This window comes from Pyruvatibacter sp. HU-CL02332 (assembly GCF_040362765.1).
Taxonomy (GTDB): Bacteria; Pseudomonadota; Alphaproteobacteria; order CGMCC-115125; family CGMCC-115125; genus Pyruvatibacter.
In genome coordinates this window covers 37,437-63,724 of the sequence record NZ_BAABWK010000002.1, presented here as the reverse complement: position 1 = coordinate 63,724, position 26,288 = coordinate 37,437, and the positions used below count along the sequence as shown (strand labels likewise).

The following is a 26,288-nucleotide window of genomic DNA, read 5'->3' as shown; positions in this document are numbered from 1 at the left end:
CTTTTTGCCGACTAAGGACCAGGTCCTTGAGTTCATGGCGACCTATCAGGGCGTTCCGGGCAAACGCGAAATCGCTCGCGCCTTCCGCATTCAGGGTCCGCAGCGCGTAGCCCTGAAAGGTTTGTTGCGGCAGATGGAAGAAGAAGGCCTTCTTGAAAAGGCGTCCAACAAAAAGTTCACCCGCGTGGGCGAACTTCCGCCGGTTGGCGTAGTCGACATTGTGGACCGCGATGCCGATGGAGAGCTGATCGCCAAGCCTGCCAACTGGACGGCAGAAACAGACCCACCGACAATCGTTCTGGCACCTGCAGGTCACAAGGACCCTGGTAGTTTCGGCGTTGGTGACCGTGTCCTCGCCCGGCTCAACAAGGCAACTGAAGGCTTTGACTACGAAGCCCGTGTCATCAAGAAACTCGGGGATGGCGCCAAGACCGTCATCGGTGTCCTGCGCTCGGGTCCAGGCAAGGACTGGACCCTCGAACCAGTAGATAAACGCGAACGAAACGATTACCGGATTGCATCAAGCGATGTCGCCGATGCAAAGCCTGAAGATCTGGTTGAAGCAGAAGTTCTTTCAGGTCGCCAGTACCACCGGCACTCCGCAAAGGTCATCAAGTCACTTGGTCCCCTCGAGGGCACCCACGCCATCAGCCTCATTGCCGTGCATGAACAGGGTATTCCCGTAGACTTTGACCCGGCAGCACTTGCTGAAGCCGAAGCGGCAAAGCCTGCCAACGCCCGCGGGCGAACCGATCTTCGCGACATTCCTCTAATCACCATCGACCCGGCAGATGCGCGCGATCACGATGATGCGGTCTGGGCAACACCCAGCGAAGAACAGAACAACAAAGGCGGTTTCGAAGTTATCGTAGCCATTGCCGACGTCGCAGGTTACGTCCGCCCGGGCTCTGCACTGGACCGCGATGCTGAAAAGCGCGGCAACTCGGCCTACTTCCCTGACCGCGTCATTCCTATGTTGCCTGAACGCATTTCAAACAATCTGTGTTCGCTTGTTGAGGGTGAAGACCGCCCCTGCATCGCGGTTCGCATGGTGTTTGATAAGCATGGCAACAAGAAGAGCCATGAGTTCATGCGCGCCATCATGCGCTCAGCTGCCAAGCTGTCCTATCAGCAGGCCCAACGAGCGTATGACAGCCTGACATCAGATGTTGAATCTGATGTACCCGACGCACTGACACAAAACGTCATCGTGCCGCTCTATCAAGCCTATGAGGCGATCACACGCGCTCAGGAAAAACGAGCGCCCCTCGCGCTTGATTTGCCAGAACGAAAAATTGAAATGGGCCCCGATGGCCACATCGCGCAAATTCGCGACGTGGAGCGGCTCGACAGCATGCGCCTTATTGAGGCGTTCATGATTTCAGCGAACGTGTGCGCTGCCGAAACCCTTGAGAGCAAGAAGGCGCCGGTAGTGTATCGGATCCATGATGCACCCTCCCCTGAAAAGCTGACGGCGCTGGCGGAGTTTCTGCAGACACTGGATATGTCCATACCCCGTGGCGCAGTTATCAAGCCCGGCCATCTCAACCGTATTCTTGAAAGCGCCGCCGATACCGAAACCTCCGACATGGTCAGTGAAGTCGTGCTGCGATCCATGGCTCAAGCAGAATACAACCCTGAGAACCTTGGGCACTTCGGGTTGAACCTGCAACGCTATGCGCATTTCACATCACCCATTCGTCGGTATGCGGATCTGTTGGTCCACCGATCTCTCATTCGCGCACTCGGACTCACGCCCAACGTTGCAAAAGACGGGCTTACCGACGACGAGGAGAAGAACCTCGCGCAGATTGCCGAACATATTTCGTCGACTGAGCGGCGCGCCATGGCAGCCGAACGCGCAAGCAAGGACCGCTATCTTGCTCAATTCCTGTCCAATCGCATCGGTGCCGAGTTTGAAGGTCGCATCTCAGGCGTCACCCGATTTGGATTATTCGTTCGACTGAACGAAACCGGCGCTGACGGCCTGGTACTCATCTCATCCTTGAATGGCGACTACTATCATCATTCAGAGAGCCTTCACGCCCTCATCGGCGAGCGCACAGGCATGATGTTCCGCCTTGGCGACGACGTTACTGTGCGCCTCGAAGAAGTAGCGCCGCTGAAAGGCGGTATGCGCTTTGAGATGATTGCCGGCGGCCGCAAGGCAGACCCATCCGAGCAGAAGCACGCGCGCAAGGATCGCCAGAACGCACGCTCGCAGGCAGGCGGAAAACATGGACGGGCAAACCCCTCCAGACGCCCAAAACTGCCTCGCTCAGGCAAAAAGAAATCCTCCTCCCGCCGCAAGTGACCTGCGACCGTTTGGCAGGCTGTGCGGCAATCGGACACCTTGAGACCCAAGACCCTACAGATCATTTTGTCTTTCATGACAGTGGAAACAACAGCCCCGATTGCATCGCCTGGTACCGACCCCACCCTGGTCACACCAGTAACGTCTGTAGGCCAGACAGCACGTCCCGTTTGGCCGGCGATGATGAAAGGCCTGAAGCACAGATGCCCGAAATGCGGCAAAGGTGCTCTTTTTGGCGCTTATCTGAAGGTTGTTGATTCTTGTGACAGCTGCGGACAGGAATTGCACCACCATCGTGCAGACGACGCGCCACCCTATTTCACTATTTTTGTATCCGGCCATATCATCATTCCACTGATGATCGTGGTGGAACGAATCTGGGAGCCCGCCTTGTGGATTCACATGGCGGTATGGTTGCCGGTAACGCTGATCATGTGCATGGCCCTGCTCCCGCCCATTAAAGGCGCTCTGGTCGGCCTGCAGTGGGCTTTTCGCATGCACGGCTTTGAATATGACGAAGAGCCAGCTGATGCCTCAGGGGCCCGCACAGGCATTAGCTGATTTCAAGTCCTAGACAGACCTGACAATGCGAGGCATCGTCCCTCGCCATGACAAAAAATCAAAAGACAGCAAAATCGACCAAACAGGTCCCATCCAAAAAAGGTGGCCCCTTCGATCCGGCCTATATGCGGCCCAGCGAGTATCGCGAGGAAAAGACACCGGCCGTACGTCCCAAAGATGCAGCCACATTGATCCTTGTGCGCCATGACGACAACGCACCGCGCATTCTTATGGGAAAACGTGCCGCCAGCCACAAGTTCATGCCGAACAAATATGTGTTCCCAGGTGGACGTGTGGACATTGCCGACAGCCGTATCAAACCAGCCAGGGACCTGACCCGTACTGTTCAGCGGCAGCTGATGGACCGCATGCGCGGCACCCCATCACTCGCCCGCGCCCGCTCTTACGCCCTGGCGGCAGTGCGCGAGACCTTCGAGGAAACCGGCCTTGTGGTAGGCGCCCCGAATACAGGCGCCGCTCCCAAGTCTCGCCACGCAGACTGGCACGCTTACTTCCAGCAGGGCGCCCTGCCCGACCTTTCAAAGTTCGACATGATCGCCCGCGCCATTACACCGCCCTATCGCAACCGCCGGTTTGATACCCGCTTCTTAATGGGCGATGCCTCGACCATTCTCAGCGACATGCACGACACCGCCGGAGCATCCGGAGAATTGCTCGACCTGCATTGGCTAACTGTTGACGAGGCCCGTGACGTAGACCTTCCCAACATCACCCGCATGGTGATTGCCGAGATTGAATCTCGCCTTCAGGCGCCAAAGGATGCAGCCAAACGCCCTGTGCCGTTTGTCTACTTTCGCGGCGCCAAACCAATTCAGGACAAGATCAAAGTATGAGTGCCGTTAAGCCCCGGGATGCCGCCAGTCTTGTCCTGCTGCGCGATGCATCCGATGGTCCCGAAGTCCTTATGGGTCGTCGCCATTCACGCCATGCCTTTATTCCAGACGCATTCGTCTTTCCCGGCGGGAAACTCGACGCCGACGACAAACGCGTGACGACCGCGCAATCCGCATCAAGCAAGGCATCACCAGCCAAACAGGCGCTGGAAGCGGCTGCCATTCGCGAGACCTTTGAGGAGACCGGCCTCCTACTCGCCTGCCCCGGAGACATCGGCGCACCCGTTGAAGGCACATGGGGACAGTTCCGCGATCAGGGCCTTGTTCCTGATGCAAAGAAGCTTCGGCTCCTTGCTCGGGCCATTACGCCGGCAGAAAGCCCCATTCGGTTTCACGCCAGGTTCTTCACCGCGCACAACGCCAGTGTCTCAGGTGAACTCAAAGGGTCTGGCGAGTTGTTGGATCTCGACTGGTATCCACTGAACCACGCCAAGACGCTTCCCATCATCGACGTCACTGAATTCGTCCTGAAGGAAGTCTCCGAACGCGCGCAAAAAAACAGCCTCGAAGGACCGGTCGCATTCTGGCGTTACCGCTCTGGCACCCCCATCCTGTCATACGAGGGCTGATCATTGACGGACGTGCAGACCGGCTCAAGCGCCACCCACAACCTGACAGACGATGAACGCAGACGGTCCATCCTGGCCGCCCTTGGCTGCATCGGCGCTGTGGGTATCGGCCTAGGCGCTACGCTGCCGCTGCTTGCCCTGCGCATGGATTCCATGGGTGCAACAGCCACCATGATCGGCCTCAACACCGCCATGGTGGGTCTCTCGCATCTCATTTTTACGCCGCTCGTGCCGCGCATCCTTCGGCACATCAACATGATGCCCTTCCTGCTGATATGCGCCGTCGCAGCATCCATCGGAATAATGGGCTATGTGGCCTTTCCCAATATCTGGGTCTGGTTCCCTTTGCGCTTCCTCACCTCTGCATCACTGGCGGGGCTCTTCATCGTCAGCGAGATCTGGATCAACCAGATTGCGGAGGACAGAACCAGAGGCCGCATCATTGGCCTCTACGCGACCGTTTTCGCCGGGTCGTTCGCCTTGGGACCTGTCATCCTGCTCGCGGTCGGCACGGATGGCTCCCTTCCCTTCATGATCACCGCTGGCATGACACTCGTCGCCATTCTGCCCCTGCAGCTGGCCCGCGGCCTGATGCCCAACATTCACGAGAAGCCGTCTCAGAGCTTCATGTCCTTCATCCTGGTGGCGCCGGCGGCCACTTTTGCTGCGTTAGCCTATGGCGCCATCGAAACGCAGGTTTTCAACCTGCTGCCGGTCTATTCAATTCGCACCGGCGCGACAGAGACCGTGGCTGCCCTCGTGCTCAGCATCTTCGCGGCAGGCAATGTAGCGATGCAGGTGCCGATCGGTTACCTGGCAGACAGATTTGATCGTCGCCATGTTCTGGCCGGGTGCGCCGCAGTCGGCGTGGCTGGCCCCATGCTGCTGCCTCTTGCCGCCGGACAGCCCTGGGTCCTCTACCCCATCCTGTTCATCTATGGCGGCGTGGTGGTTGGCATGTACACGGTAGGGCTAGCCCTTCTGGGACAGCGGTTCACCGGCGCGGACCTTGCCGCGGCCAATGCAGCCTTCGTGGTCATGTACTCCCTTGGCGCTCTTGTCGGCCCTATCGCGGGAGGGACTGCCATGGATATCAACGACCCCAACGGCCTTACCATCTCACTGGCCACAATCGCGGGATTCGGCCTTGTTCTGACACTCTGGCGACGCCGTACGGCAGGCCCGGCATTACCGCCAGATGCCCGCGATACATAAGGTTTTCGTCCATTCGCAGCGCAACAAACTTGACACCAGCAGCATGATCAGTAGGTTGCGCGCTTCGCCTGCCTCTTTGGAGGATTTCGGGCCCCACAATTCTTCTGCAGGACCTGGCCAATGGCTAAGCCAACAACGATCAAGATCAAGCTTCAGAGCACCGCGGACACTGGCTACTTCTACGTTGCCAAAAAGAACGCGCGCACCATGACCGAGAAGATGGTCGTGAAAAAATATGACCCCGTCGTGCGCAAGCACGTCGAGTTCAAGGAAGCAAAAATCAAGTAGCCTGAAGCGCTGGATATCTCACCAGCGGTCGGAGACTGGAACGAATACAAAAACGCCGTCGCGAGAAATCGCGGCGGCGTTTTTGTCGTTAAAAATCAAATACTTGAAGACAGTTCCTAAGAAACCGGGCGGCCGGGGTCGGTCAAAGACCTGTCCCCGGCCGGTAAGTCCACCGCAAGTGCCGGACCAGATGCGGCTGGTGCCCGGCGAATGCCACGGTGACGAGCGTTAAAGCCGATAGTGCATTTTTCCGGGCCCAAAAGAGGCCTATTCAACCCCGGAAACCTGCGGTCCACCTGCTTTCCTGCTTCATGTGATCTGGCGATGCGGCAGCCTGATCGAAACAGGAGCTCGTAACGGCGATCCCCTCACTAAAAAGGCAACGCCCCCCGTTTTCAGCAGCCATTTGCCAGACTGAATATCAGAAAACTGATCCCCGTCCGGCACCGGTCCCGCAAATCCCCACTCGCAGTCCCAAGGCGCTATTGCCAGCATCTCCCCCAAAAAGACACCAGCACCAAAAACCTATCAGCCGTCCGAGAACTGGCAAGTATTTAATGGATACTTCGGAACGAAAACTGCAAAAGTATTATGACGTTAACCATCTTTCTTCATGCAAACGCGTTGTTATCCACATTCTTTCCACACATAGGTGTGCGGAGTTGTTGAGATGCATCTGCTGCAAAAGCAAATGCATCACTTGATGGATTGATCTGAAAAAATATCCGGCCGATTAGGCAGCTTCGGAAACGACCCGGTTGCGACCTTCGCGCTTCGCGCGATACAGCGCCTGATCAGCCCGCTTGAGGAACTGGTCCACACTTTCGGTGGGGCTCTGAAGTGACGTCACGCCGATGGAGGCTGTGATGTCGAGTGCCCCTACACCGCCGCCCACATTGAACGATTCGTCCGCGATGCCCTTGCGCAGCCGTTCTGCCACCGTATTCGCAAAAGCCACGTCCGTATCAGGCATCACGACCACGAATTCTTCCCCGCCATACCGGCAAGCCAGGTCGATTCCGCGCACATTGCGCGCCAGACGTTCACCGAACTCCCGCAGAACATCATCGCCCACATCATGGCCATGGGTATCGTTCACGGCCTTGAAGAAGTCGATATCGACGATCAGCAATGAAATTGCCTTACCCCGGTCAGCCGCCCGCTGCACAAGCGTGCTCAGATGGCTTTCCATGTAGCGACGGTTGTACAGGTTCGTCAGCGGGTCCGTAATGGCCATTTCCAGGCTCAACTGCAGGTTCTGCCGCAGCACATCCTGATACCGCTTACGCTTGAGCTGCGTGCGGACACGGGCCGTCAGTTCGTTGCGATCCACCGGACGCATCAGATAGTCGTTCACACCCATATCGAGTGCGCGCACCAGCCGCGTCGTGTCGCCATTCTCAACGATGGCCAGAATTGGAGTATTTCGCGTGCGCTCTTCAGATCGCAAATGCGAGCAGAAACGAAGCCCATCCGAGCGCTCAAGAGACAGACTGACCACCACAAGGTCATAATCTTCACCGCTTACGCGAACCAATGCCTCACGGGCATCGCTCTCTATCGTGACACGGTTTTGCTCACGTAGGCTCTCTGCAATACGGCGTGCAGATGTCTCACGGTCCTCAACCACCAGAACACGCCCCATGGCGGCGTCAGCTCTGTGCAGAGCTTCGGCTTCATCCATAAGACCCAGCTGGTTGCTGGTCGTCTCGCGCATACGTAGCTCGTCCGTCATGAGCTTGAGCCGTACCAGGCTGCGCACCCGCGCCATCAGCGCGATGTCATCGACTGGTTTTGTCAGAAAATCGTCAGCGCCAGCCTCAAGCCCTGTCACGCGATCAGCAGGCTGATCAAGCGCCGTCACCATGATGACGGGAACATGCTGAGTTTCCGGCATGGATTTAAGACGGCGGCAGACTTCAAAGCCGTCCATCTCAGGCATCATAACGTCAAGAAGAATGATATCGGGTTTTTCAGTTGTCGCAGCTTCAAGCGCTTCACGACCGTTGAATGCCGTTGAAACGTCAAAATACTCAGCAGTCAGTTTTGCTTCGAGCAGTTTGACATTCGCAGGGATGTCATCAACCACCAGGACACGTGCCGTCATCAGTTACTCTCCCGGTTACCGTGCCCTAGTTGAGGAACCGCTGAACGGTCTCCATGAACTGCGCAACCGAAATCGGTTTGGCAATGTACGCTTCGCAGCCACCCTGGCGGATCTTTTCCTCGTCACCCTTCATAGCAAAGGCCGTAACCGCCACCACGGGGATCTGCTTGAGGGTGTCGTCTTCCTTGAGCCACTTGGTGACCTCAAGGCCCGACACTTCCGGCAGCTGAATATCCATCAAGATGAGATCAGGGCGTTCGGAGCGCGCAATCTCCAGCGCTTCCATGCCGTCTCGTGTCTGAAGGGTTTCATACCCATGGGCGTCAAGCAGATCATGAAACAGCTTCATGTTCAGCTCATTGTCCTCGACGATCAAAACGCGCTTCGACATTCTGGTCTCTCCTGGTGCCTTAACAGGCAAAATCTCTGATTTCGGAGAATTGGCCCACCCGGATTGGCGACACTCTTCCCCTTCAACTTTGCCGACTGTGGGCTAAAAGGTTTAAGGCACTGTTTAAGCAGGCAGGTTTCACCGAGAGAATCAGGCCTAAAAACAAGGGAAAACGGCGTTTTGAATAGTGAAGATGCACAGATTTTGGCCCTCCACGCGTTGACGTTCCTTTTGGAAGATTCCCAGCGCATTGAAGGGTTTCTGCGGATGACGGGGATCGAGCCCCATGATTTGAGGGAAATGGTGGCCGAGAAACACGGACAGGCGGCAATTCTGGATTATCTATTGGGTAACGAAACGCTCCTGCTCGCCTTTACCGCCGAAGAAGGTTGCCACGATCAGGACCCCGCCCTTGCCCGCAAGGCCCTTGGAGGCCGCGCCATGACCCAAGACTGGACGTCTGCATGACCGAACACGCCACACTCGACCCGTTTGTCACAGAACAGATCGCAGCCCTATCCTTGAGCAAGGACCGTCCCTTGATCGTGACCGACGCTGACGAGGTCCTGTTCCAGTTCATGGCAGGGCTTGAGAGCTATCTGGATAGGCAGGGCTACGAGATTTCCCTCAAGAGTTTTGCCATCACCGGCAACGTGAAGCACCGTGAAACCGGCGTCGTCGTGGAGCCCGCTGACATGAAGCAGCTCCTTGGCGGCTTCTTCGAAGAAGAAACCCATCGGCTTGCCCCTGTTTCAGGCGCGGCCGATGCCCTGGCTCGACTGTCAGACGAAGCCGACATTGTTGTTCTGTCAAACGTTCCCTTTGCCCAGCGCGATGCCCGCGCCAGGTCGCTTGAAGACAGCGGTATGCCCTATCCGCTTGTGGCCAACAGCGGCCTGAAGGGCCCTGCCATGTCGTCACTCGCAAGTCTTGGTGGACGACCGATCTTCTTCCTGGACGACATTCCCCACAATCTCCAGTCCGTGCATGAGGCGGTCAATGACGTCCAGCTTGTACATTTCGTGGCGGACCCTCGCCTTCGCAAGCTGGTGCCCTCGCCAAAAGCCGACCACATAAGCTCTGGCGACTGGGAGCATACGGCCAGCCACATCAGTGATCGCATCCGCGCGCATGTAGCTGCCTAAGGCGACACCCATGCGCATTGGCATTGATCTTGGTGGCACAAAGACCGAAGCCCTGCTTATGGCGCCAGATGGAAGCGATGTCCTGCGACTGCGCGTCCCAACGCCCGCCAAGGACTATGCAGCCAATCTCGACATGCTCGCGTCACTGGTCGCCCAACTCGACGACAAAGCCGGTCGTCCCTGTTCTGTCGGCATTGGCATGCCCGGGGCCATGTCACTTCAAACCGGCCTCATAAAAAACGCCAATTCGACCTGGCTCATCGGTCACCCCCTCCTCGCCGACCTTGAACAGCGCATCGGCCCACGGGTGCGGCTCGCCAACGATGCTGATTGTTTTGCGTTGTCTGAAGCAAGCGACGGTGCCGGTGCCGACCATCACACAGTGTTCGGCGTAATCCTGGGAACCGGCGTCGGCGGCGGCCTTGTTGTGGATGGCAAACTGGTCTCCGGCCCAAACTCCATCACAGGCGAATGGGGACATACCCCACTGGCATGGATGAGCGACGCGGAACACCCGGGCCCGGCCTGCTACTGTGGGAAGCATGGGTGTGTCGAAGCATGGTGCTCCGGCCCGGCATTGGCTGCCGACCATATGCGTATGACACAGATGTCCCTGTCGCCGGAAAAGATCGTCGCGGAAGCCATCGCAGGAGACACCGATGCTCAGTCCACGCTGGACAGGCACGCAGACCGTCTAGCGCGCGCGCTATCGACCGTGATTAACATCATTGACCCTCACGCAATCGTTCTGGGTGGCGGCCTAAGCGAGCTTGAGCATCTCTACGGCGCGGTTGCAGCACGTCTGCCACACCACGTGTTCTCCGATACCGTTGTCACACCAATCCTGAAGAACCATCACGGCGCCTCAAGCGGCATTCGCGGTGCTGCGTGGCTTTGGCCAGCTGATGCTGCAATTGAGGCGCGCTAGTGCCCGCCCTGTGCAGAGACTGCTACGCACCCAACAGTGACGACGCTCGCCGCTGCGCATCGTGCGGCAAGCCACGTTTGGCCAGACATGACGAACTGCTTGATCTGACAATCGCCCACATTGACTGTGATGCGTTTTATGCAGCGATTGAAAAACGCGACAATCCCGAGTTGCGAGACAAGCCACTCATCATTGGTGGTGGTCGCCGTGGCGTAGTTTCGACGGCCTGCTACATCGCACGCACCTATGGCGTCGGTTCTGCCATGCCTATGTTCAAGGCCCTCAAGGCCTGCCCCCACGCGACGGTTGTCAAACCCCAGATGGACAAGTACGCAGCCGCAGGCAAAGAAGTGCGGGCACTTATGCGCGACGTCACGCCGATGGTCGAACCCATTTCAATTGATGAAGCCTTCCTCGACCTCACGGGCACGGAGCGCCTGCACCGCATGAGTGCGGCGGAAACGCTCATGCGCCTTGCGCAGCGTATCGAAGACGAAATCGGCATCACTGTTTCGGTCGGGCTGAGCCACAACAAATTTCTGGCCAAACTGTCATCGGACTTTGACAAGCCTCGCGGGTTCTCAATTATCGGTCGCGAAGAAACCATGAGCACCCTTGCCGCTTTGCCGGTCGGCAAGATTTGGGGCGTCGGCAAAGCCATGCGCCGCAAACTGGAAGCAAATGGCATCACCATGATTGCCGACCTCCAACGAGCTGACGAGCGCGACCTCATGGCCACCTATGGGCAACTGGGCCTGCGCCTCGCCCGGCTATCGAGGGGCGACGACACGCGTACCGTCAAACCTGTCCGCGAGACGAAAAGCGTCAGTGCTGAAACCACCTTCAACGAAGACATTGCATCCTACGATGACCTTGAGCGCATTCTCTGGCGTCTCAGCGACAAGGTCGCTGGGCGCTGCAAGGCATCAGACCTTGCCGGCCATACGGTGGCTTTGAAGCTCAAGTCAGCTGAGTTCAAGACCAAAACCCGCAATCTGACACTCAGTGATCCAACGCAATTGGCAGATGTCATCTATCGAGCCGGACAGAAACTTTTGAAACCCGAGGCAGATGGTACTGCCTATCGCCTTATTGGTATTGGCGTTGCCAATCTTGTAACCGCCACAGGCGGCACGCAGATGGCTGACCTACTCGACCCAGAGGCAAACAGACGTGCAGCTGCTGAACGCGCCGTGGACAAAGTGCGAGAAAAGTTCGGTAAGAAGATCATTGATCGCGGACGCGGCATAAAGCCCGACTAGAAGCGGTGCCTCAGCACTCAGGCTGCGGCAGCATATCCAGCGCCACAAGATCAGCGCCGATTGTCAGATCCCCGTAGTCCATAATCAGCCCCGTCGAGACCCCATTCTCATAAAAACGAAAGGAGACCTCATAGTCCGGCAAACCAGTCACATCATTTGGATCAAAATAGCTGACCTGAACCGGCCAGTAGCCAAGTGAAGAAAGGCTTTCGCCCGGCTCTGCCTCATCAGCCTTGGGTGCCCCGGAACCCGCCTTGCCAATGATCGTTGTCGTATCAAAATGATGTTCCGTGTCCGACCCATCAAAGACCGGCGCCGAATGCACTTTCTTGCCGGCTTCAGCAGACGCCATCAGCGCCTTGATCTGCTCGGTGGGAAATACAATCGCGGACGGCAACGGAATGTCACGATTCTCAGGCTTGGAAAGCCTGACCTGCCCACCACCATCAAGCCGTTCTGCGGACCCTTCGATCTCCTCAACCGGCGTTCCATTCATGAGGTGAGTCATGGAAAATGTGAACTCATCACCATCCCCGGACTCCCAGGATGTAACCCGAAAGTCGCTGACAAAGTCGTTGCCCTGCTTGCTTCCCATCCGGTTGACGATCCGCTGGCTGGTTATGAAACCATCACAGGATGAGCCCTGCCATTCGAGCACCAATCGGCCGCTCACAGAGGCAATATCAGACCCACCCTCACTGCCTAACATTTTCATCGAATAGACGGCACGGTGAGGCGCAAGATTACCCGCAGCCGCATTTTGAGCCGGGATCAAAAAAAATATTCCGGCCAATGCAGAGGCAAGAGCTGTGTTGGTTGATTTCTTGAACATTTCGGTAACCTAACGCGTGTGCGGGCAAAAACCTAACCCGGCAAGAAGTGCCGCCTTGCCGGGTAATCACGCAACTCTTGCCACCCAATGTGGTGAATCTATGGACCCAAAAAATGAGGAAATGCCTGACAATTTTGATTAACATGAACAGGCATGCAGCTTGCTCCTGTAGCCCCAACACCTAAAGATACCTGTCATCGATGGGGTATCGGTTGGCGCAGTGAACAGGAGTACACAAGCGATGTATCACGCATTCACACCATCAGATGGCGTAGTGCCCATTCCAGGCATGAAGCCTGCTGAAGAGACAGGCAGTCTCCTCAGCCGCGTTAGCAAGCCTGCGCTTCACATGACCCGCGAGACGCGCGAGCTCATCGAACGTGCGTTGAACTATGCAGCTGAGGCCCAGCGCACCATCACCGAGCAGCAATCACGCATCGAGCAGCTTGAAACTCTGTCCATGACAGATGAACTCACCGGCCTGCTCAATCGCCGCGGCTTCAAGGATGCCATCACACGCGCCCTCGGAAATGCCAGACGGCATGAAGAGCAAGGGTTGCTGGTCGCCATCGACCTTGATGGTTTCAAACCGATCAATGACACCATGGGCCATGCAGCCGGCGACGCCATGCTCAAACACGTCGCTGATTTTCTCAAAGCGCGCGTCCGCAATACAGATTATCTCGCCCGTACCGGCGGAGATGAATTCGCAATCCTGATGGTCAATGGTGATCTTGCACCTGCCAGACATCGCGCCGTCGAGTTGAAGGCAGAACTCAATCGCGCAACGGCCATGATCAGCAACCAGCGCATTCCCATGAATGCCAGCTTTGGCATTGCGCCATATGACAGCGACGCCTCTGCCGAGCAGATTATGCACATGGCTGATGTTGCGATGTATCACGACAAACGCCGCCGCTCACCACAGCCGACGCGATTGCGCTCTTTCCAGGCGGCTGAGTAGCACCGGTTACTCTTGAACCGGGTCACCTTCCGGTTGCTGTTGCGTGATGCAGTGGATCACCCCGCCGCCACGCGCAATGTCAAACGAGGGCACCTGCACACATTCGCGCCCGGGAAAGGCTGCACCAATAATGCTGGCAGCCTCATCATCCGCCTCGTCACCAAAGGCCGGAACAATGACAGCGCCGTTGGCTATGTAGAAGTTGATGTATGACAGGGGCATCATCCGTCCGTCATCATGCTGCGCCTGCTGTGGTTGAGGCACCGCGATTACTTCCAGTTCCCGGCCTCCGGCATCTTTCATCTCGCCAAGTCGCTGCAGATTGTCCTGCATAGCGGCATGATTAGGCTCACCGGGTTTGGGCATGTTGAGAAGCACACGTCCACGTCCAGCGAAACAAGCCACCATGTCCACATGGCCATCCGTTTCGTCACCCTCCAGGCCGTCGCCAAGCCACAAGACACGACGCACACCCAGATACATCGCCAGCATCTCGGCAATCTCACGCGGCTGGAGCTCCGGGTTACGGTTGGCGTTCAACAGGCATTGCTCGGTCGTAAGCAAAGTGCCGTAGCCATCAACGCTGAAGCTGCCACCCTCCATCACCACCGGTGCCCGATAGTTCTTCATGCCGAGTCGGGACAAAACCTCGCCGCCCACCCGCGCATCACGTTCCACATGCCCGTACTTGGCACCCCAGCCATTGAACTGCCAATGGACGCCCGCCACACCTCGAGCCGGATCCTTCACAAAGGTGGGGCCAGTGTCCCGCGCCCAGCTGTCGTCTGTTTCCAACGCCACGACTTCAACGCCCGCCCCACACGCAAACCGCGCTTCTGCCGCATCATCGGGATGCACAATCATCGTGACCGGCTCAAATTGGGAAATCGTCCGTGCGACATGGGCATAGGCCACAATGGCCTGCGGCATGTAGGGCCCCCACAGGTCGCCCCTGCGCGGCCACTGCATCCAGCAACGTGCATGCGGCTCCCACTCCGCAGGCATGAACATGCCATGGGCGACAGGTGAATTTGCAAAGGGGTCAGTCATGGAATCTCGCCAATTGTTCTTCGGCGCGCACTTTAACCATTTGCACGGGCATGCCAAAAAGGGTGGCAAACAAAGACATCACGGGAGACAGACACATGGTCGGCAAGATTGAGAAAAGGCTGAGCGAACTTGGAATCGAACTGCCAGATCCAGCTGCGCCAGCCGCCAACTACGTACCATTCGTGGTGACGGGAAGTCTCGTCTTCATTTCCGGTCAGGTACCAGTGGATGCGACCGGACTGCCCTATCGCGGCAAGGTCGGTGACGATGTAAGTCAGGACGATGCGGTCAAGGCGGCGCGCCTGTGCGGCATCAACATACTCGCGGCCCTGCGCCAGGCATGTGACGGCGACCTTGATCGCGTAACCCGTTGCGTAAAACTTGGTGGCTTCGTGAATGGAACCCCCGACTTTGATCAACACCCCGCGGTAATCAACGGCTGCTCCGATTTGATGGTCGATGTATTTGGCGACGCCGGAAAGCACGCGCGGTTTGCCCTGGGGGCAAGCAACCTCCCCTTCAGCGTCGCGGTTGAAATCGACGCCGTGTTTGAGATCACCTGATATGGCACGCGATCTTTCCTGGCTCACATCAACCCCGGTCGCCCATCGCGGGCTACATGGCCTTGAAGACGGTGTGGTCGAAAATCTGCCAAAGGCATTTCAAGCCGCCATTGACAGTCAGTATGCAATTGAATGCGACCTGCAGCTGTCAGCAGACGGAGAGGCAATGGTGTTTCACGATGCCACCCTCGACCGGTTGACCGAAGAAACCGGTGCAGTGTTCAAGCGCACATCGGCTGAACTGAAAACCATCTCCTTCAAAGCATCGTCTGATCGCATGCAGACCCTGGGTGAGTTTCTCGACCAGGTCAGCGGCAAGGTCGTGCCGGTGATCGAGCTGAAGATCAGAACAGGACATGAAGGCCCACTGGAAAAACGAACTGCCGAGGTTCTTGCAAGCTATCGCGACCGCGCAGCAGTCATGTCATTCAATCCGCGTTCCATGGGATGGTTCGCTGCCAATGCACCGGACATCACGCGGGGACAATTGTCCTATGGCTACTCAAGCGGCCCGGCCCTGCAAATGCCTGCGGCCCAAAGATTTGCCCTGCGCCACATGCTCTACAACGTGCAAAGCCGCCCGCATTTCATCGGCTTTGACATCAATGCATTGCCACAATGGTCTGTTGCCCTGCGACGTCGTCTGGGCCTGCCTGTCCTGACCTGGACTGTCCGCACAGACGCCCATCGGGATACGGCAGCAGTTCATGCGGACCAGATCATCTTTGAAACTTTCCGCCCGTGAGTACCGCCCTACTTTCATTTACATACCTAGGGCAGTTAGACTGAGGTCACATGGGCGACGCCGAAAAAATCATTGCACGCGCAGCGGAAAGCATGAGCAGCATCGATGCTGCTCAGTGGGACGCGTGCGCAAATCCCGGCGGCGATGTTCCGTACAATCCGTTTCTCTCACACGCATTCCTGAAAGCTCTGGAAGAGTCCGGGTCCGCAACAGCCCAAACCGGCTGGAAGCCGTATCACGTGCTGGTGGAGGACGGACATGGCAACATTGCGGGATGCGCGCCTGCCTACCTCAAAGGCCATTCTCAGGGTGAATTCGTATTTGACTACGGATGGGCCGATGCCTGGGAACGCGCTGGCGGCCAATACTATCCCAAGCTTCAGGTATCCGTGCCCTTCACACCTGCCACAGGCCGTCGCTTGCTAGCTCGTTCAGGCCCAAACATGCAGCAAACGGAAGATCAGGTCGCTGCCGCCCTTGTTGAGATAACCAATCAGCTGGATCTGTCCTCATGCCACATGACGTTCCTGCCCGAAGATCAGTGGAACCACTTGGGAGATATTGGTTTTCTGCAACGCACCGATCAGCAGTTCCACTGGGAAGATGACGGCTATGGAAATTTCGATGGGTTCCTCAACGCACTTGCATCGCGCAAACGCAAAAACCTGAAGAAGGAACGTGCGCGTGCGATCGAAAACGACATTGAGATTGAGTGGGTTACCGGCTCGGACATAACCGAAGACCATTGGGATGCATTCTTCACGTTTTACATGGACACTGGCAGCCGGAAATGGGGAACGCCCTACCTGACCCGCACCTGTTTCTCCATGCTCGGCGAAGCGGTGCCCGACGATCTATTGCTCATCCTTGCCAAGCGCCACGGTCGCTACATCGCCGGTGCCCTCAACATGATCGGCTCAGAGACACTGTTCGGCCGCTACTGGGGGTGCATCGAACATCATGACTTCCTGCATTTTGAAGTCTGTTACTATCAGGCAATCGACTTTGCCCTGTCGCGCGGGCTGAAGCGCGTTGAGGCGGGTGCTCAGGGGTCACACAAACTGGCACGCGGCTACGTGCCCAAGCTGACCTATTCAGCCCACTATATTCCCAACCCCAGCTTCCGCGACGCCGTGGACAACTATCTTGCAAGCGAACGACGACACGTCGCGGCAGATGCTGACATGCTGCTGGATCACGCACCCTTCAAAAAGACAAATCAGACCACTCCTCAGGACTAAGGACACCGCCATGAGCCTCAACACGCCTTATGACGAAAACAATATCTTCGCCAAAATTCTGCGTGGCGAAGCACCGGCTCACAAAGTCTATGAGGATGAGCACACCTTCGCTTTCATGGACATCATGCCTATGGCTGAAGGCCATACGCTGGTGATCCCGCGCGAACCAGCGGTCAACATGTTTGATCTCAGCGAAGCTGCAGCAGAGGCAATGATCCGCACCACCCGCAAAGTGGCCCATGCCGTTCGCACCACCTTTGATCCACACGGCGTCATTTGCGCCCAGTTCTCAGGCGCGCCGGCGGGTCAGACGGTTTTTCACATCCACTTCCACGTCATCCCCCGGTGGGAAGGCGTTGAAATGAACCTGCACGCCCGCACCATGCAGGAAGCTGACATACTGGCAGATCATGCCGGTCGCATAACCGGCAATTTGGGTTAGACTGCTCGGCAACAAGATCAAAGAACGACCATCCGGGGGGAATCCAAAATGCGCCTTTCACATGTCGCGGCAACCATGCTTGCCGCCAGCCTTCTTGCTGCTCCGGCCTACGCCGAACCCACCATCGCTGACGGATGGACGCTGGAAGCTCTGACAGGCCCTTCCCCGTTCCACGGCATCCACGGCTTGACCGTGACGCCAGAAGGCCGGCTCCTGGCAGGATCCGTGGTTGGCGCAACACTTTATGAAATCGACCGGGAGACCGGCGCAGTCACCGTGGCCGAAGCAGCCCCAGACGGCATGGCGGACGATGTGGAACAAGGCCCCGACGGGACGATTGCCTGGACGGCTTTCCTGCAGGGAAAAGTATTTGCCCGCACGCCGGCCGGTGACTTGCTCACGCTCGCTGAAGGCCTGCCCGGCACAAACTCAATTGCATGGACGGACGATGGCCGCCTGTTCATGACACAGGTCTTTGCAGGTGACGCCTTGTGGGAACTCGACCCCACCGGCAAGGAAGACCCCCGCCTCATCATGAAAGACATGGGTGGCCTCAATGGGTTTGACTTTGGCCCCGACGGACATCTCTACGGCCCAATCTGGTTCAAGAGCCAGATTGCCCGCGTCAACGTAGATGCAGGCACCCTTGAAGTCATTGCCGACGGCTTCCAGACACCAGCTGCTGTCAACTTCAACTCCAAGAACGAGCTGTACGCAGTCGACACGCAGGCCGGCGAAGTCATCCGAGTGGACGTGGCGTCAGGTGCCAAGACAATTGTAGCGCAGGTCAAACCCGCCATCGACAATCTGGCATTCGCACCGGATGACACGCTCTACATCTCCAACATGGCCGACAACGCCATTATTGAGGTGAACGTTGAAACCGGCGAAAGCACCGCTCTGGTCTCAGGCCCACTGGCAGTCGCTGCGGACATCGCCATGGGCCCGGACGGCAAGACGCTGTATGTGGCCGACGTGTTCGCCATTCGCTCCATCGATACGCAGACGGGCGACGTGACAGAAATCGCCCGCGTCTTTGCGCAAGAGATGGACTACCCCACCAGCATGGCAGTGGCACACAACAAGTTTGCCGTGGCGGGATTGACCGCCGGTGCCGTGCAGCTGTTTGACGGTCCCACCGGGAAATCCATCGACCTCATGCACGGCTTCACCACGCCCACAGAAGCCCTGCCCCTGGAGGATGGCGGCATCCTCGTAACAGAATATGCCCGCGGTGCCATCGTCAGGGTCAATCCGGACAACCATGAAGACCGCATCACACTCGCAGACAAGCTCGACGGCCCGGCCATGATGCAACAGGGTCCGGACAGCGCGATTTATTTTTCAGAGACCAAAGGCGGTCGCATTTCACGACTGACCGATAGCGGCGGCGTTGAAACCGTCATTGATGATCTCGCCAATCCGGAAGGGTTCACCTTCCTGGCCAATGGCGGCATGGCGATTGTGGAAGCTGCAAAGCAGCAGATCACCATGGTAACGCCAGAAGGTGATCGAGTGACTGTTGCATCCGGCCTCCCCTTCGGTGTCATTCCCGAAGAAGGGCCAGAAGTGTTTATGCCCACCGGCGTGGCCGAAGATGGTGAGGGCAACCTCTATTTCTCTTCAGAAGTACTGGCACAGGTCTTCCGGTTGAACCGGGCAGAATGAGCATGGCTGCGCCCGGTACAGACATCGGGTTCACCCACATTGCCCTCGTCTGCACAGATGCTGACAAGACGATCGATTTCTACACGCGCTTTGCCGGCATGAAGCTGATCCATGATCGCACTGATGGAGGCACCCGTGTCTTCTGGCTGTCTGATCTAAGACGCGCCTTCGCCGTCGTGTTTCTTGAGGCCAAACAGGGTGAAGCGCCATTAGGCCCCTTTGGACATCTCGGCGTATGCGTTGAAAGTCGGGCACGCGTGGACGAACTCGTCGCGCTCGCAGCTACAGAAGGACGTGCCTTCAGCGGCCCGACAGATACAGGTCCGCCAGTGGGTTACTGGGCCTTCATACAGGACCCGGACGGGCACACACTGGAAGTCAGTTACGGACAGTCAGTTGAGTTTGCTGTCCAGGAAAGCCAGTAAGGAGAACCCTCCTGACACCATGCTGTCAGGAGCGGTCTGTCACTGTATCTCTCCATACCCCAAAAGGAGAGACGGACATGGCACACGCACCGCAGAATTTTACAGTCTGGACTGAGATCCCGGTCACAGATGTTGACCGCGCCATCACATTTTACAACGACGTCTTTGGTCTTGATCTCAAGCGCGATGACAGCGGACCCAACCCCATGGCCATGTTCCCCACGGCAGATGGAACCGGTGTTGCCGGGCACATCTACCCCGGCACCCCCGCCAAGGCAGGTGAAGGCCCAACGGCTCATTTCGCAATTCCCGACAAGTTGGAAGACGCCATGGCTCGCACAGGCAAAGCAGGCGGCAAGGTCCTTGGCGAACCAGTGACAATTCCCGCCGGGCGGTTTGCCTATGCTATTGACCCGGATGGAAATTCCATCGGGCTGTTTGAGACAATCGGATAACCACCAGCGGGTAACCCCATGCGCAGAGCCGACCGCCTTTTTCAGATTGTTCAACATCTCAGAGGTGGTCGGCTCACCACGGCCCGCCAATTGTCAGAACGGCTGGAAGTATCCGAGCGTACAATCTATCGAGACATCGCTGATCTCATTGGTGCCGGGGTCCCCATTGATGGTGAGGCCGGCATTGGCTACCTGATGCGCGAAGGTTTTGACCTTCCGCCCATGATGTTTTCCAAGGATGAAGTCGTGGCTCTCGTGGCCGGTGCACGGCTAATCAGGGCCTGGGGTGGTGCTGACATGGCCAAGGCTGCACAGGAAGCTCTGGTCAAGATTGAAACCGTTCTGCCGCCGTCTGCTCGTGACCATGGTCGGCAAGTTCAGATCCACGCATTTGCCCCCCCACAAATCAATGACGATTACCGCAAGCGCCTTGATGACCTTGAGCGTGCCGTTGAATCAAGGACGAGACTGAGCTTCGACTATGAAGACGCTGCAGGTGACGCAAGCAGCCGCACAGTTCGTCCCCTGGGTCTTTGGTATTGGGGGCGTGTCTGGACCCTGGTGGGCTGGTGTGAGCTACGCAACGATTTTCGGATGTTCCGCCTCGACAGGATCAGCGCCATGAAGCCCGATGGAAAATTTACCCATGAGCCAGGCAAGTCGCTGACCGACTTCTACCGCCAGATGGAACTCGAAGGCCACGAACGCCCCACCTGACGTCCAAAGAAAAAGGGCGCCTCGTGAAAGACGCCCTTTTCATACTTCTGCAAGACCAGCCTACTTGGCGGCCTTCGCTGGAGCCTTCTTGCCGCCCTTCTTTTTGCTGGGCGGCGGCGCTGCTGCCTCCACAGCGAAGGACAATGCGTCGTCTTTGACATCCACGTGCACCACACCGCCGCGCTTGAGCTTGCCGAACAGCAGCTCCTCGGCCAGTGGCTTTTTGACGTGTTCTTGAATGATCCGGCTCAGTGGACGAGCACCAAAGTTTTCGTCAAACCCACGTTCGCCAAGCCATTTGTTAGCAGCCTTGGACAGCTCAATCGTCACGTTGCGGTCAGCAAGCTGTACTTCAAGCTGAAGCACAAACTTCTCGACGACGCGTGCAATGATTTCTTCGGACAGGCCGGAGAACGGAATGACAGCGTCCAGACGGTTACGGAACTCCGGCGTGAACAGCTTCTTGATCGCTTCTTCGTCCTCGCCCTCCCGCTTGGTGCGGCCAAAGCCGATCGGTGGCTTTTGCATATCGCTGGCACCCGCATTGGTGGTCATGATCAGGATCACATTACGGAAGTCGATCTTCTTGCCGTTGTGATCGGTCAGCGAGCCGTGATCCATCACCTGCAGCAAAATGTTGAACAGGTCCGGATGGGCTTTTTCGATTTCATCAAGCAGCAGCACACAATGCGGATGCTGGTCCACACCATCCGTGAGCAACCCGCCCTGATCAAAGCCTACATAGCCGGGAGGCGCACCAAGCAGCCGGGAAACCGTGTGCCGTTCCATGTACTCAGACATGTCGAACCGAAGTAGCTCGACACCCATGATCGAGGCGAGCTGACGGGCGACTTCTGTTTTACCGACACCTGTGGGACCGGAGAACAGATAGGACCCGATTGGCTTTTCAGGCTCCCGCAAGCCTGCCCGCGCCAGCTTGATGGCCGCAGACAAGGCGACAATCGCATCGTCCTGACCAAACACGACGCGTTTGAGATCCTTGTCCAGACTGGACAGCTTTTCAGTGTCGGTCTTGGTGACCGATTTTGGCGGAATGCGGGCCATGGTGGACACAACCGCTTCCACTTCCTTCACACCCACCGTTTTTTTGCGGCGGCTTTCAGGAAGCAGCATCTGTGACGCACCGACTTCATCGATCACATCAATGGCTTTGTCCGGCAGCTTACGGTCGTGCATGTACCGCGCAGACAATTCGACTGCCGTCTTGATGGCATCGTTCGTGTAGCGAATTTTGTGATAGTCCTCAAAATATGGCTTGAGCCCTTTGAGGATCTTGATCGCGTCGGGAACAGATGGTTCCGCCACATCAATTTTCTGGAACCGACGAACGAGCGCCCGGTCCTTCTCAAAATGCTGACGGTACTCCTTGTAGGTCGTTGACCCGATGCAGCGCAGCTCACCATTCTGAAGCGCAGGCTTCAGAAGATTTGACGCGTCCATGGCACCACCGGATGTGGCACCCGCACCAATGACCGTATGAATCTCGTCAATGAACATCACAGCGCCGGGGAACTCTTCAAGTTCCTTCACAACCGCTTTGAGACGTTCCTCAAAGTCACCGCGATAACGTGTGCCCGCAAGCAGTGCGCCCATGTCCAACGAGAAGATGGTGGCGTCCTTCAGGACTTCCGGCACTTCCCCATTGACGATTTTGCGCGCAAGACCTTCTGCGATGGCTGTCTTGCCAACGCCAGGGTCACCCACGAATAGCGGGTTGTTTTTGGAGCGGCGGCAAAGGATTTGAATGGTTCTGTCGATTTCAGAGTCACGACCAATCAGCGGATCGATCTTGCCGTCCATGGCCTTCTTGTTGAGATCGACGCAATAGGTCTCAAGCGCTTCGGTACCATCCTTGGCAGCACCCTCACCTGAAGGCTCTTCTTCGTTTGCACCGCGCGGCGTCCGCGTCTCACTCATTTCGCCACGCTTCGCAATGCCATGGCTGATGTAGTTCACCGCGTCATAGCGCGTCATGTCCTGCTCCTGCAGGAAGTACGCAGCATGGCTTTCGCGTTCAGCAAAGATCGCGACCAGCACATTCGCACCGGTCACTTCTTCACGGCCAGAAGACTGCACGTGAATTACGGCGCGCTGAATGACGCGCTGGAAACCGGCAGTCGGCTTTGAGTCCTCACCGCTGGTGATGATGAGGTTCGCAAGCTCGTTGTCGATGTAGGACGAAAGGTCGGTCCGCAGCTTGTCGAGATCAACGGAGCACGCGCGCATGACAGCGGCAGCGTCCTGATCATCGAGCAGCGCCAGCAGCAGATGCTCTAGCGTTGCGTATTCGTGACCCCGCTCATTGGCCAAGGCCAGTGCGCGATGGAGACCTTCTTCAAGGCTGCGTGAAAATGATGGCAACGCACTCAACTCCTCATAAACGCGAGGGCCGGACTCATGCCCCGCTTAGTCAGTCTGACGCCGGAATAGGCATTGCGCAATGATGTGGAGATTTACTCTTTCTCCATCGTGCATTGCAGGGGGTGCTGGTGCTGGCCTGCAAGGTCCATCACCTGCGTCACCTTGGTTTCCGCGACTTCGTAGGTGAACACACCGCAGACCCCGACGCCGTTTTGATGCACATGCAGCATCACCCGCGTGGCATCTTCACTGCCCATGTGAAACACCCGCTCGAGAACATGAATGACAAATTCCATGGGTGTGTAGTCGTCATTGAGCAGCAGCACTTTGTACAGCGACGGCTTTTTGGTCTTCGGCTGCGTCTTGGTGATAACGCCCGTATCCGTGCCGCCACGACCTGGCGGCTCATCGGGCGCACCGGGCTCTTCTGGCAACAAGACGTGGCGAATAATGCTGTGGTCAGTCGTGTTCATAGACTCGATTATATCACTGGGAAGCCGCCGCCATGGAGAACTCCCGGCAGTGTTCTGATAATATGGGTGCAAATGCGAAAATGTGAAGGTTGTCAGGGCGTTTTGCCCGTTTTCCTGCGGGATTCAGCCTCATGAGGCCTCGTCTTAGCGGATAACTTCACCTTCAAGCTCTTCAAGCCAGGCTTCAACACGGTTCTTGTTCACACCAAAATCGTAGTAGCCCGATTTGGAGCGGCTGTAGATGGCAATCGTAGACTGCTTGGCACCGACCGGCAGGACGCGGATGGAAATCATGTCCTTGAAGTTCAAAACCGCCGAATAATGGACAAACTCGAAGGCTTTGGCGGCTTCATCCATGCCATCCAGCTCAACGCGAGACTGGTGTGACACCACATGCATAACCGCATCACGCAGATCTTCTGCCGAAACGTCATAGACATCTGCAGGAAGATGCGGCACCGCGTTCTTACACAGGTCTTCAGGAGCCACCAGATACTCGTTTGGCGAGCCCTTTAGCTTGAGTTTTGTAAAATCAAGCGCCGGAGTGCCTGATTTGATTGCCTTTGATCTAGCCATTTTTCGACCCTATTACGCGTGGCTGGTTTCCCCAACCCAAAGAACCACTGATGAACGCCTTCTTAGCGCGACAGGGCACACCGAGATACAGGCAAACGTTAAGCTTCGTTAACCAATTTGTAACACCAAAACCGCAATCTCGACGCATAACTTGGAAAACTCACGGAATCCCGATGTCTTTCCCACTTTTTGCGGCCCTCCTGTCCATGCGCAGACATAAACCACTGGACCGCACGAAGAGTGCAATTGCGCCAGTTGCAGGCGGGACCGCTGTTGCCCTCGGCATTGAACCTGCATACGCTAAGGACATTGTATTGGGGAGCCTTGCTGGACCTGAGTTTCGGGTACCAAAACGAGGCATGTTGGGCACATATCGTGCTAACAACTGTGCCATCGGGGGATGGACTTTATGGGCTGCGTAAGAGGGGCAATAGCCTTGGGGACCGGATCGTTTGGATCTAGTCACTCATCACACCAGACCTCGCGTTTGAGCGCGCTGGTATTGGCTTGCTTTGCTGCGGTACTGAGCCTTGCGCTCATTGCAACCACGCCTGCGGTCGCAAAACCCAAATATGCCGCTCTGGTTCTCGACAAGTATTCCGGCCGCGTGCTGTTCGCGCGCAATGCCGATGCGCCGCGCTACCCCGCCTCCCTCACAAAGATCATGACCCTTTACATCGTCTTTGATGAGCTGGCTCAGGAAAACATCAAACTCAACACCCCTTGGCTTGTATCCAAGAATGCTGAGGGTCAGGCTCCATCCAAGCTCGGCCTTGATGCCGGTGACACGATTACTGTCGAAGAGGCTATCCTCGCCCTCGTCACCAAGTCGGCGAACGACGTTGCGATGGTGGTTGCCGAAAACATCGGTGGGACGCAACGCAAATTTGCGCAGAAGATGACCAAGCGAGCCCGCGAGCTCGGCATGGCCCGCACGACGTTCCGCAATCCACATGGGCTTCCTGACAAGCGTCAGGTCACAACTGCACGCGACATGGCAACCCTGGCTCAGCGCGTGATGGACGACTTCCCTCAGTACTACGCCTATTTCAGCACTGAGAGTTTCAATTTCCGCGGTCGGATATTCAACAACCACAACAACCTGTTGGGTGACTACGAAGGCACCAACGGCATCAAGACCGGGTACACCCGCGCATCAGGGTTCAACCTGACCGCATCGGTCATCCGTGATGGTAAGCATCTGGTCGGTGTCGTGCTTGGTGGCAAGACACCTCGTGCTCGTGATGACCACATGGTTGATATTCTGGATGAAGCTTTCGGTCGCGTTCCGCGCCGGGGTCACATGTCCATTGCATCTGCCGCCCCTATTCCACGCATGCGGCCACAACAAGCTGCCCCTCAGCCGGCGATTGCTGCGGCGCCATCGCCCACTCCGTCACCGGTCCTTGCCAGCCTGCAGCAACCTGCAGCGACTCCTGTGCCAACGCCTGCTGCGGCGTCCAACAATTTGCCCATAGATGTGGCCGCAAACCTTCTTGCTGATACAGCGCCTATTCCAACGCCGGCACTGCGTCAGACGACAACCCTTACACCGCCGACACCTCAGGTTCCCGAGCAGCGACGCCTCGCCGTTGCAAGCGCACCAGCAGCAGACGCGAAGGTTTTTGAAGACGTAACGGCATGGCTCGTCTCCCCTGCAAATGCACGTGAAAGCGAGCCGGGGCTCACAAGCACTCTTGGTGCTGGCGACTATACGCCACCAACCGAAACCAATTATGCCAGTCTCGCCCAGCCACAGCCCTACACTGCGGCACCTGTGGGTGCTGCATGGCGTATTCAGATTGGTGCGTATGCAGATGCTGCAGAAGCTGGTCGTCGTATTCAGGCCGCGATGTCACGCGCACCAAGCGTGCTCAAAGGCAAAGGGCCAGCGACTGTGCCGGTTAAAACCGCCTCCCGCACACTTTTCAGATCTCGTTTCACAGGATTTACCGGCGAAGACCAGGCCCGGAATGCATGTACGGCGTTGATCCGAGAAGGCATCAGCTGCATCACCGTTCCACCAGACGACTGGTATGCGCCATCCGCCAACTAGATGCG

The 26,288-nt window shown here is 57.1% G+C and carries 26 protein-coding genes and 1 pseudogene; 20 read left to right on the top strand and 7 right to left on the bottom strand.

All coding sequences use genetic code 11. The features are described from left to right. Positions 1-34 precede the first annotated feature (34 nt). From rnr to rpmG, 6 genes are all read left to right on the top strand, one after another. Positions 35-2,314: a ribonuclease R gene (rnr, locus tag ABXH05_RS10910; RefSeq protein WP_502947735.1), complete on the top strand. Its 2,280-nt coding sequence runs from the start codon at positions 35-37 to the stop codon at positions 2,312-2,314. Between the two features lie 75 nt (positions 2,315-2,389). After that, entirely contained in the window at positions 2,390-2,875 is a 486-nt protein-coding gene (locus ABXH05_RS10905; protein WP_502947744.1) for a DUF983 domain-containing protein, read from the top strand. A gap of 47 nt (positions 2,876-2,922) precedes the next feature. After that, the gene (locus tag ABXH05_RS10900; RefSeq protein ID WP_353561041.1) at positions 2,923-3,729 is read left to right on the top strand and encodes an NUDIX hydrolase; all 807 of its coding nucleotides are present in this window, start codon (positions 2,923-2,925) and stop codon (positions 3,727-3,729) included. After that, complete coding sequence (locus ABXH05_RS10895; RefSeq protein ID WP_348140959.1) at positions 3,726-4,358, top strand: NUDIX hydrolase; 633 nt, start codon at positions 3,726-3,728, stop codon at positions 4,356-4,358. The genes ABXH05_RS10900 and ABXH05_RS10895 overlap by 4 nt, the downstream gene beginning before the upstream one ends. Positions 4,359-4,370: 12 nt before the next feature. Then, positions 4,371-5,573, top strand: coding sequence for an MFS transporter (locus ABXH05_RS10890; RefSeq protein WP_353562376.1), 1,203 nt, complete (start codon positions 4,371-4,373; stop codon positions 5,571-5,573). A 120-nt stretch (positions 5,574-5,693) separates the two neighbouring features. Further along, a complete protein-coding gene (gene rpmG / locus ABXH05_RS10885) occupies positions 5,694-5,861 on the top strand; it encodes a 50S ribosomal protein L33 (RefSeq protein ID WP_043949228.1) in 168 nt (55 codons plus the stop codon). A gap of 733 nt (positions 5,862-6,594) precedes the next feature. Here rpmG and ABXH05_RS10880 read toward each other — a convergent pair. After that, positions 6,595-7,968 (bottom strand): PleD family two-component system response regulator, encoded by a 1,374-nt coding sequence (locus tag ABXH05_RS10880; RefSeq protein ID WP_348140963.1) that lies wholly within the window; start codon positions 7,966-7,968, stop codon positions 6,595-6,597. A 25-nt stretch (positions 7,969-7,993) separates the two neighbouring features. Next, positions 7,994-8,359, bottom strand: a complete 366-nt coding sequence (locus ABXH05_RS10875; RefSeq protein ID WP_348140965.1) for a response regulator — start codon at positions 8,357-8,359, stop codon at positions 7,994-7,996. A 180-nt stretch (positions 8,360-8,539) separates the two neighbouring features. Here ABXH05_RS10875 and ABXH05_RS10870 point away from each other — a divergent pair, with 180 nt between their 5' ends. Genes ABXH05_RS10870 through ABXH05_RS10855 form a run of 4 tightly spaced genes read left to right on the top strand, consistent with a single transcriptional unit; the run spans position 8,540 to position 11,694 of the window. After that, positions 8,540-8,827: a DUF3572 domain-containing protein gene (locus ABXH05_RS10870; RefSeq protein ID WP_353561040.1), complete on the top strand. Its 288-nt coding sequence runs from the start codon at positions 8,540-8,542 to the stop codon at positions 8,825-8,827. Further along, a complete protein-coding gene (locus ABXH05_RS10865; protein ID WP_353561039.1) occupies positions 8,824-9,504 on the top strand; it encodes a hypothetical protein in 681 nt (226 codons plus the stop codon). The genes ABXH05_RS10870 and ABXH05_RS10865 overlap by 4 nt, the downstream gene beginning before the upstream one ends. Positions 9,505-9,514: 10 nt before the next feature. Continuing rightward, positions 9,515-10,432 (top strand): ROK family protein, encoded by a 918-nt coding sequence (locus tag ABXH05_RS10860; protein WP_353561038.1) that lies wholly within the window; start codon positions 9,515-9,517, stop codon positions 10,430-10,432. After that, on the top strand, positions 10,432-11,694 hold the full coding sequence (locus tag ABXH05_RS10855; protein WP_353561037.1) for a DNA polymerase IV: 1,263 nt from the start codon (positions 10,432-10,434) through the stop codon (positions 11,692-11,694). The genes ABXH05_RS10860 and ABXH05_RS10855 overlap by 1 nt, the downstream gene beginning before the upstream one ends. 10 nt (positions 11,695-11,704) lie before the next feature. Here ABXH05_RS10855 and ABXH05_RS10850 read toward each other — a convergent pair whose 3' ends face one another. Continuing rightward, positions 11,705-12,526 (bottom strand): cell envelope integrity EipB family protein, encoded by an 822-nt coding sequence (locus ABXH05_RS10850; RefSeq protein ID WP_353561036.1) that lies wholly within the window; start codon positions 12,524-12,526, stop codon positions 11,705-11,707. 241 nt (positions 12,527-12,767) lie between these two features. Here ABXH05_RS10850 and ABXH05_RS10845 point away from each other — a divergent pair, with 241 nt between their 5' ends. Continuing rightward, on the top strand, positions 12,768-13,490 hold the full coding sequence (locus tag ABXH05_RS10845; protein ID WP_353561035.1) for a GGDEF domain-containing protein: 723 nt from the start codon (positions 12,768-12,770) through the stop codon (positions 13,488-13,490). A gap of 6 nt (positions 13,491-13,496) precedes the next feature. On the opposite strand, the gene ABXH05_RS10840 is transcribed toward ABXH05_RS10845, so the two are convergent. Continuing rightward, a complete protein-coding gene (locus ABXH05_RS10840) occupies positions 13,497-14,540 on the bottom strand; it encodes an agmatine deiminase family protein (protein ID WP_353561034.1) in 1,044 nt (347 codons plus the stop codon). Between the two features lie 95 nt (positions 14,541-14,635). Here ABXH05_RS10840 and ABXH05_RS10835 point away from each other — a divergent pair, with 95 nt between their 5' ends. From ABXH05_RS10835 to ABXH05_RS10800, 8 genes are all read left to right on the top strand, one after another. Continuing rightward, a complete protein-coding gene (locus tag ABXH05_RS10835) occupies positions 14,636-15,103 on the top strand; it encodes a RidA family protein (protein WP_348140979.1) in 468 nt (155 codons plus the stop codon). Position 15,104: 1 nt separating this feature from the next. Further along, a complete protein-coding gene (locus tag ABXH05_RS10830) occupies positions 15,105-15,848 on the top strand; it encodes a glycerophosphodiester phosphodiesterase family protein (protein ID WP_353561033.1) in 744 nt (247 codons plus the stop codon). Positions 15,849-15,898: 50 nt separating this feature from the next. Beyond that, positions 15,899-17,089 (top strand): GNAT family N-acetyltransferase, encoded by a 1,191-nt coding sequence (locus ABXH05_RS10825; RefSeq protein ID WP_502947734.1) that lies wholly within the window; start codon positions 15,899-15,901, stop codon positions 17,087-17,089. A 10-nt stretch (positions 17,090-17,099) separates the two neighbouring features. After that, entirely contained in the window at positions 17,100-17,531 is a 432-nt protein-coding gene (locus ABXH05_RS10820; protein WP_353561032.1) for an HIT family protein, read from the top strand. 48 nt (positions 17,532-17,579) lie between these two features. Beyond that, positions 17,580-19,199 carry a Vgb family protein gene (locus tag ABXH05_RS10815; protein ID WP_353561031.1) on the top strand — a complete coding sequence of 540 codons (1,620 nt, stop codon included), beginning with the start codon at positions 17,580-17,582 and terminating at the stop codon, positions 19,197-19,199. 2 nt (positions 19,200-19,201) lie between these two features. Next, a complete protein-coding gene (locus tag ABXH05_RS10810) occupies positions 19,202-19,624 on the top strand; it encodes a VOC family protein (RefSeq protein WP_353561030.1) in 423 nt (140 codons plus the stop codon). Positions 19,625-19,701: 77 nt separating this feature from the next. Further along, positions 19,702-20,079 (top strand): VOC family protein, encoded by a 378-nt coding sequence (locus ABXH05_RS10805; protein ID WP_353561029.1) that lies wholly within the window; start codon positions 19,702-19,704, stop codon positions 20,077-20,079. 18 nt (positions 20,080-20,097) lie between these two features. Further along, on the top strand, positions 20,098-20,796 hold the full coding sequence (locus tag ABXH05_RS10800; RefSeq protein WP_353561028.1) for a helix-turn-helix transcriptional regulator: 699 nt from the start codon (positions 20,098-20,100) through the stop codon (positions 20,794-20,796). 72 nt (positions 20,797-20,868) lie between these two features. On the opposite strand, the pseudogene clpA reads toward ABXH05_RS10800, so the two are convergent. The 3 genes and pseudogenes from clpA to ABXH05_RS10785 form a co-directional block, all read right to left on the bottom strand. After that, positions 20,869-23,178: pseudogene (clpA, locus tag ABXH05_RS10795) on the bottom strand (ATP-dependent Clp protease ATP-binding subunit ClpA); the annotation flags it as partial. 92 nt (positions 23,179-23,270) lie between these two features. After that, the gene (gene clpS / locus ABXH05_RS10790) at positions 23,271-23,651 is read right to left on the bottom strand and encodes an ATP-dependent Clp protease adapter ClpS (protein WP_348140997.1); all 381 of its coding nucleotides are present in this window, start codon (positions 23,649-23,651) and stop codon (positions 23,271-23,273) included. A 144-nt stretch (positions 23,652-23,795) separates the two neighbouring features. Then, the gene (locus ABXH05_RS10785) at positions 23,796-24,227 is read right to left on the bottom strand and encodes a DUF1499 domain-containing protein (RefSeq protein WP_353561026.1); all 432 of its coding nucleotides are present in this window, start codon (positions 24,225-24,227) and stop codon (positions 23,796-23,798) included. Positions 24,228-24,714: 487 nt separating this feature from the next. On the opposite strand from ABXH05_RS10785, the gene ABXH05_RS10780 reads away from it, so the two are divergent. Next, complete coding sequence (locus ABXH05_RS10780; RefSeq protein WP_353561025.1) at positions 24,715-26,283, top strand: serine hydrolase; 1,569 nt, start codon at positions 24,715-24,717, stop codon at positions 26,281-26,283. Positions 26,284-26,288: the final 5 nt, after the last annotated feature.

Bases quoted from the DNA above. Each gene is read 5' to 3' on its own strand.
- ABXH05_RS10860 (WP_353561038.1), top strand. From the start codon at position 9,515: ATGCGCATTGGCATTGATCTTGGTGGCACAAAGACCGAAGCCCTGCTT.
- ABXH05_RS10865 (WP_353561039.1), top strand. From the start codon at position 8,824: ATGACCGAACACGCCACACTCGACCCGTTTGTCACAGAACAGATCGCA.
- rnr (WP_502947735.1), top strand. From the start codon at position 35: ATGGCGACCTATCAGGGCGTTCCGGGCAAACGCGAAATCGCTCGCGCC.
- ABXH05_RS10805 (WP_353561029.1), top strand. From the start codon at position 19,702: ATGGCACACGCACCGCAGAATTTTACAGTCTGGACTGAGATCCCGGTC.
- ABXH05_RS10835 (WP_348140979.1), top strand. From the start codon at position 14,636: ATGGTCGGCAAGATTGAGAAAAGGCTGAGCGAACTTGGAATCGAACTG.
- ABXH05_RS10845 (WP_353561035.1), top strand. From the start codon at position 12,768: ATGTATCACGCATTCACACCATCAGATGGCGTAGTGCCCATTCCAGGC.
- ABXH05_RS10875 (WP_348140965.1), bottom strand. From the start codon at position 8,359: ATGTCGAAGCGCGTTTTGATCGTCGAGGACAATGAGCTGAACATGAAG.
- rpmG (WP_043949228.1), top strand. From the start codon at position 5,694: ATGGCTAAGCCAACAACGATCAAGATCAAGCTTCAGAGCACCGCGGAC.
- ABXH05_RS10810 (WP_353561030.1), top strand. From the start codon at position 19,202: ATGGCTGCGCCCGGTACAGACATCGGGTTCACCCACATTGCCCTCGTC.
- ABXH05_RS10785 (WP_353561026.1), bottom strand. From the start codon at position 24,227: ATGGCTAGATCAAAGGCAATCAAATCAGGCACTCCGGCGCTTGATTTT.
- ABXH05_RS10815 (WP_353561031.1), top strand. From the start codon at position 17,580: ATGCGCCTTTCACATGTCGCGGCAACCATGCTTGCCGCCAGCCTTCTT.
- ABXH05_RS10850 (WP_353561036.1), bottom strand. From the start codon at position 12,526: ATGTTCAAGAAATCAACCAACACAGCTCTTGCCTCTGCATTGGCCGGA.
- ABXH05_RS10880 (WP_348140963.1), bottom strand. From the start codon at position 7,968: ATGACGGCACGTGTCCTGGTGGTTGATGACATCCCTGCGAATGTCAAA.
- ABXH05_RS10840 (WP_353561034.1), bottom strand. From the start codon at position 14,540: ATGACTGACCCCTTTGCAAATTCACCTGTCGCCCATGGCATGTTCATG.
- ABXH05_RS10895 (WP_348140959.1), top strand. From the start codon at position 3,726: ATGAGTGCCGTTAAGCCCCGGGATGCCGCCAGTCTTGTCCTGCTGCGC.
- ABXH05_RS10830 (WP_353561033.1), top strand. From the start codon at position 15,105: ATGGCACGCGATCTTTCCTGGCTCACATCAACCCCGGTCGCCCATCGC.
- ABXH05_RS10900 (WP_353561041.1), top strand. From the start codon at position 2,923: ATGACAAAAAATCAAAAGACAGCAAAATCGACCAAACAGGTCCCATCC.
- ABXH05_RS10905 (WP_502947744.1), top strand. From the start codon at position 2,390: ATGACAGTGGAAACAACAGCCCCGATTGCATCGCCTGGTACCGACCCC.
- clpS (WP_348140997.1), bottom strand. From the start codon at position 23,651: ATGAACACGACTGACCACAGCATTATTCGCCACGTCTTGTTGCCAGAA.
- ABXH05_RS10800 (WP_353561028.1), top strand. From the start codon at position 20,098: ATGCGCAGAGCCGACCGCCTTTTTCAGATTGTTCAACATCTCAGAGGT.
- ABXH05_RS10820 (WP_353561032.1), top strand. From the start codon at position 17,100: ATGAGCCTCAACACGCCTTATGACGAAAACAATATCTTCGCCAAAATT.
- ABXH05_RS10825 (WP_502947734.1), top strand. From the start codon at position 15,899: ATGGGCGACGCCGAAAAAATCATTGCACGCGCAGCGGAAAGCATGAGC.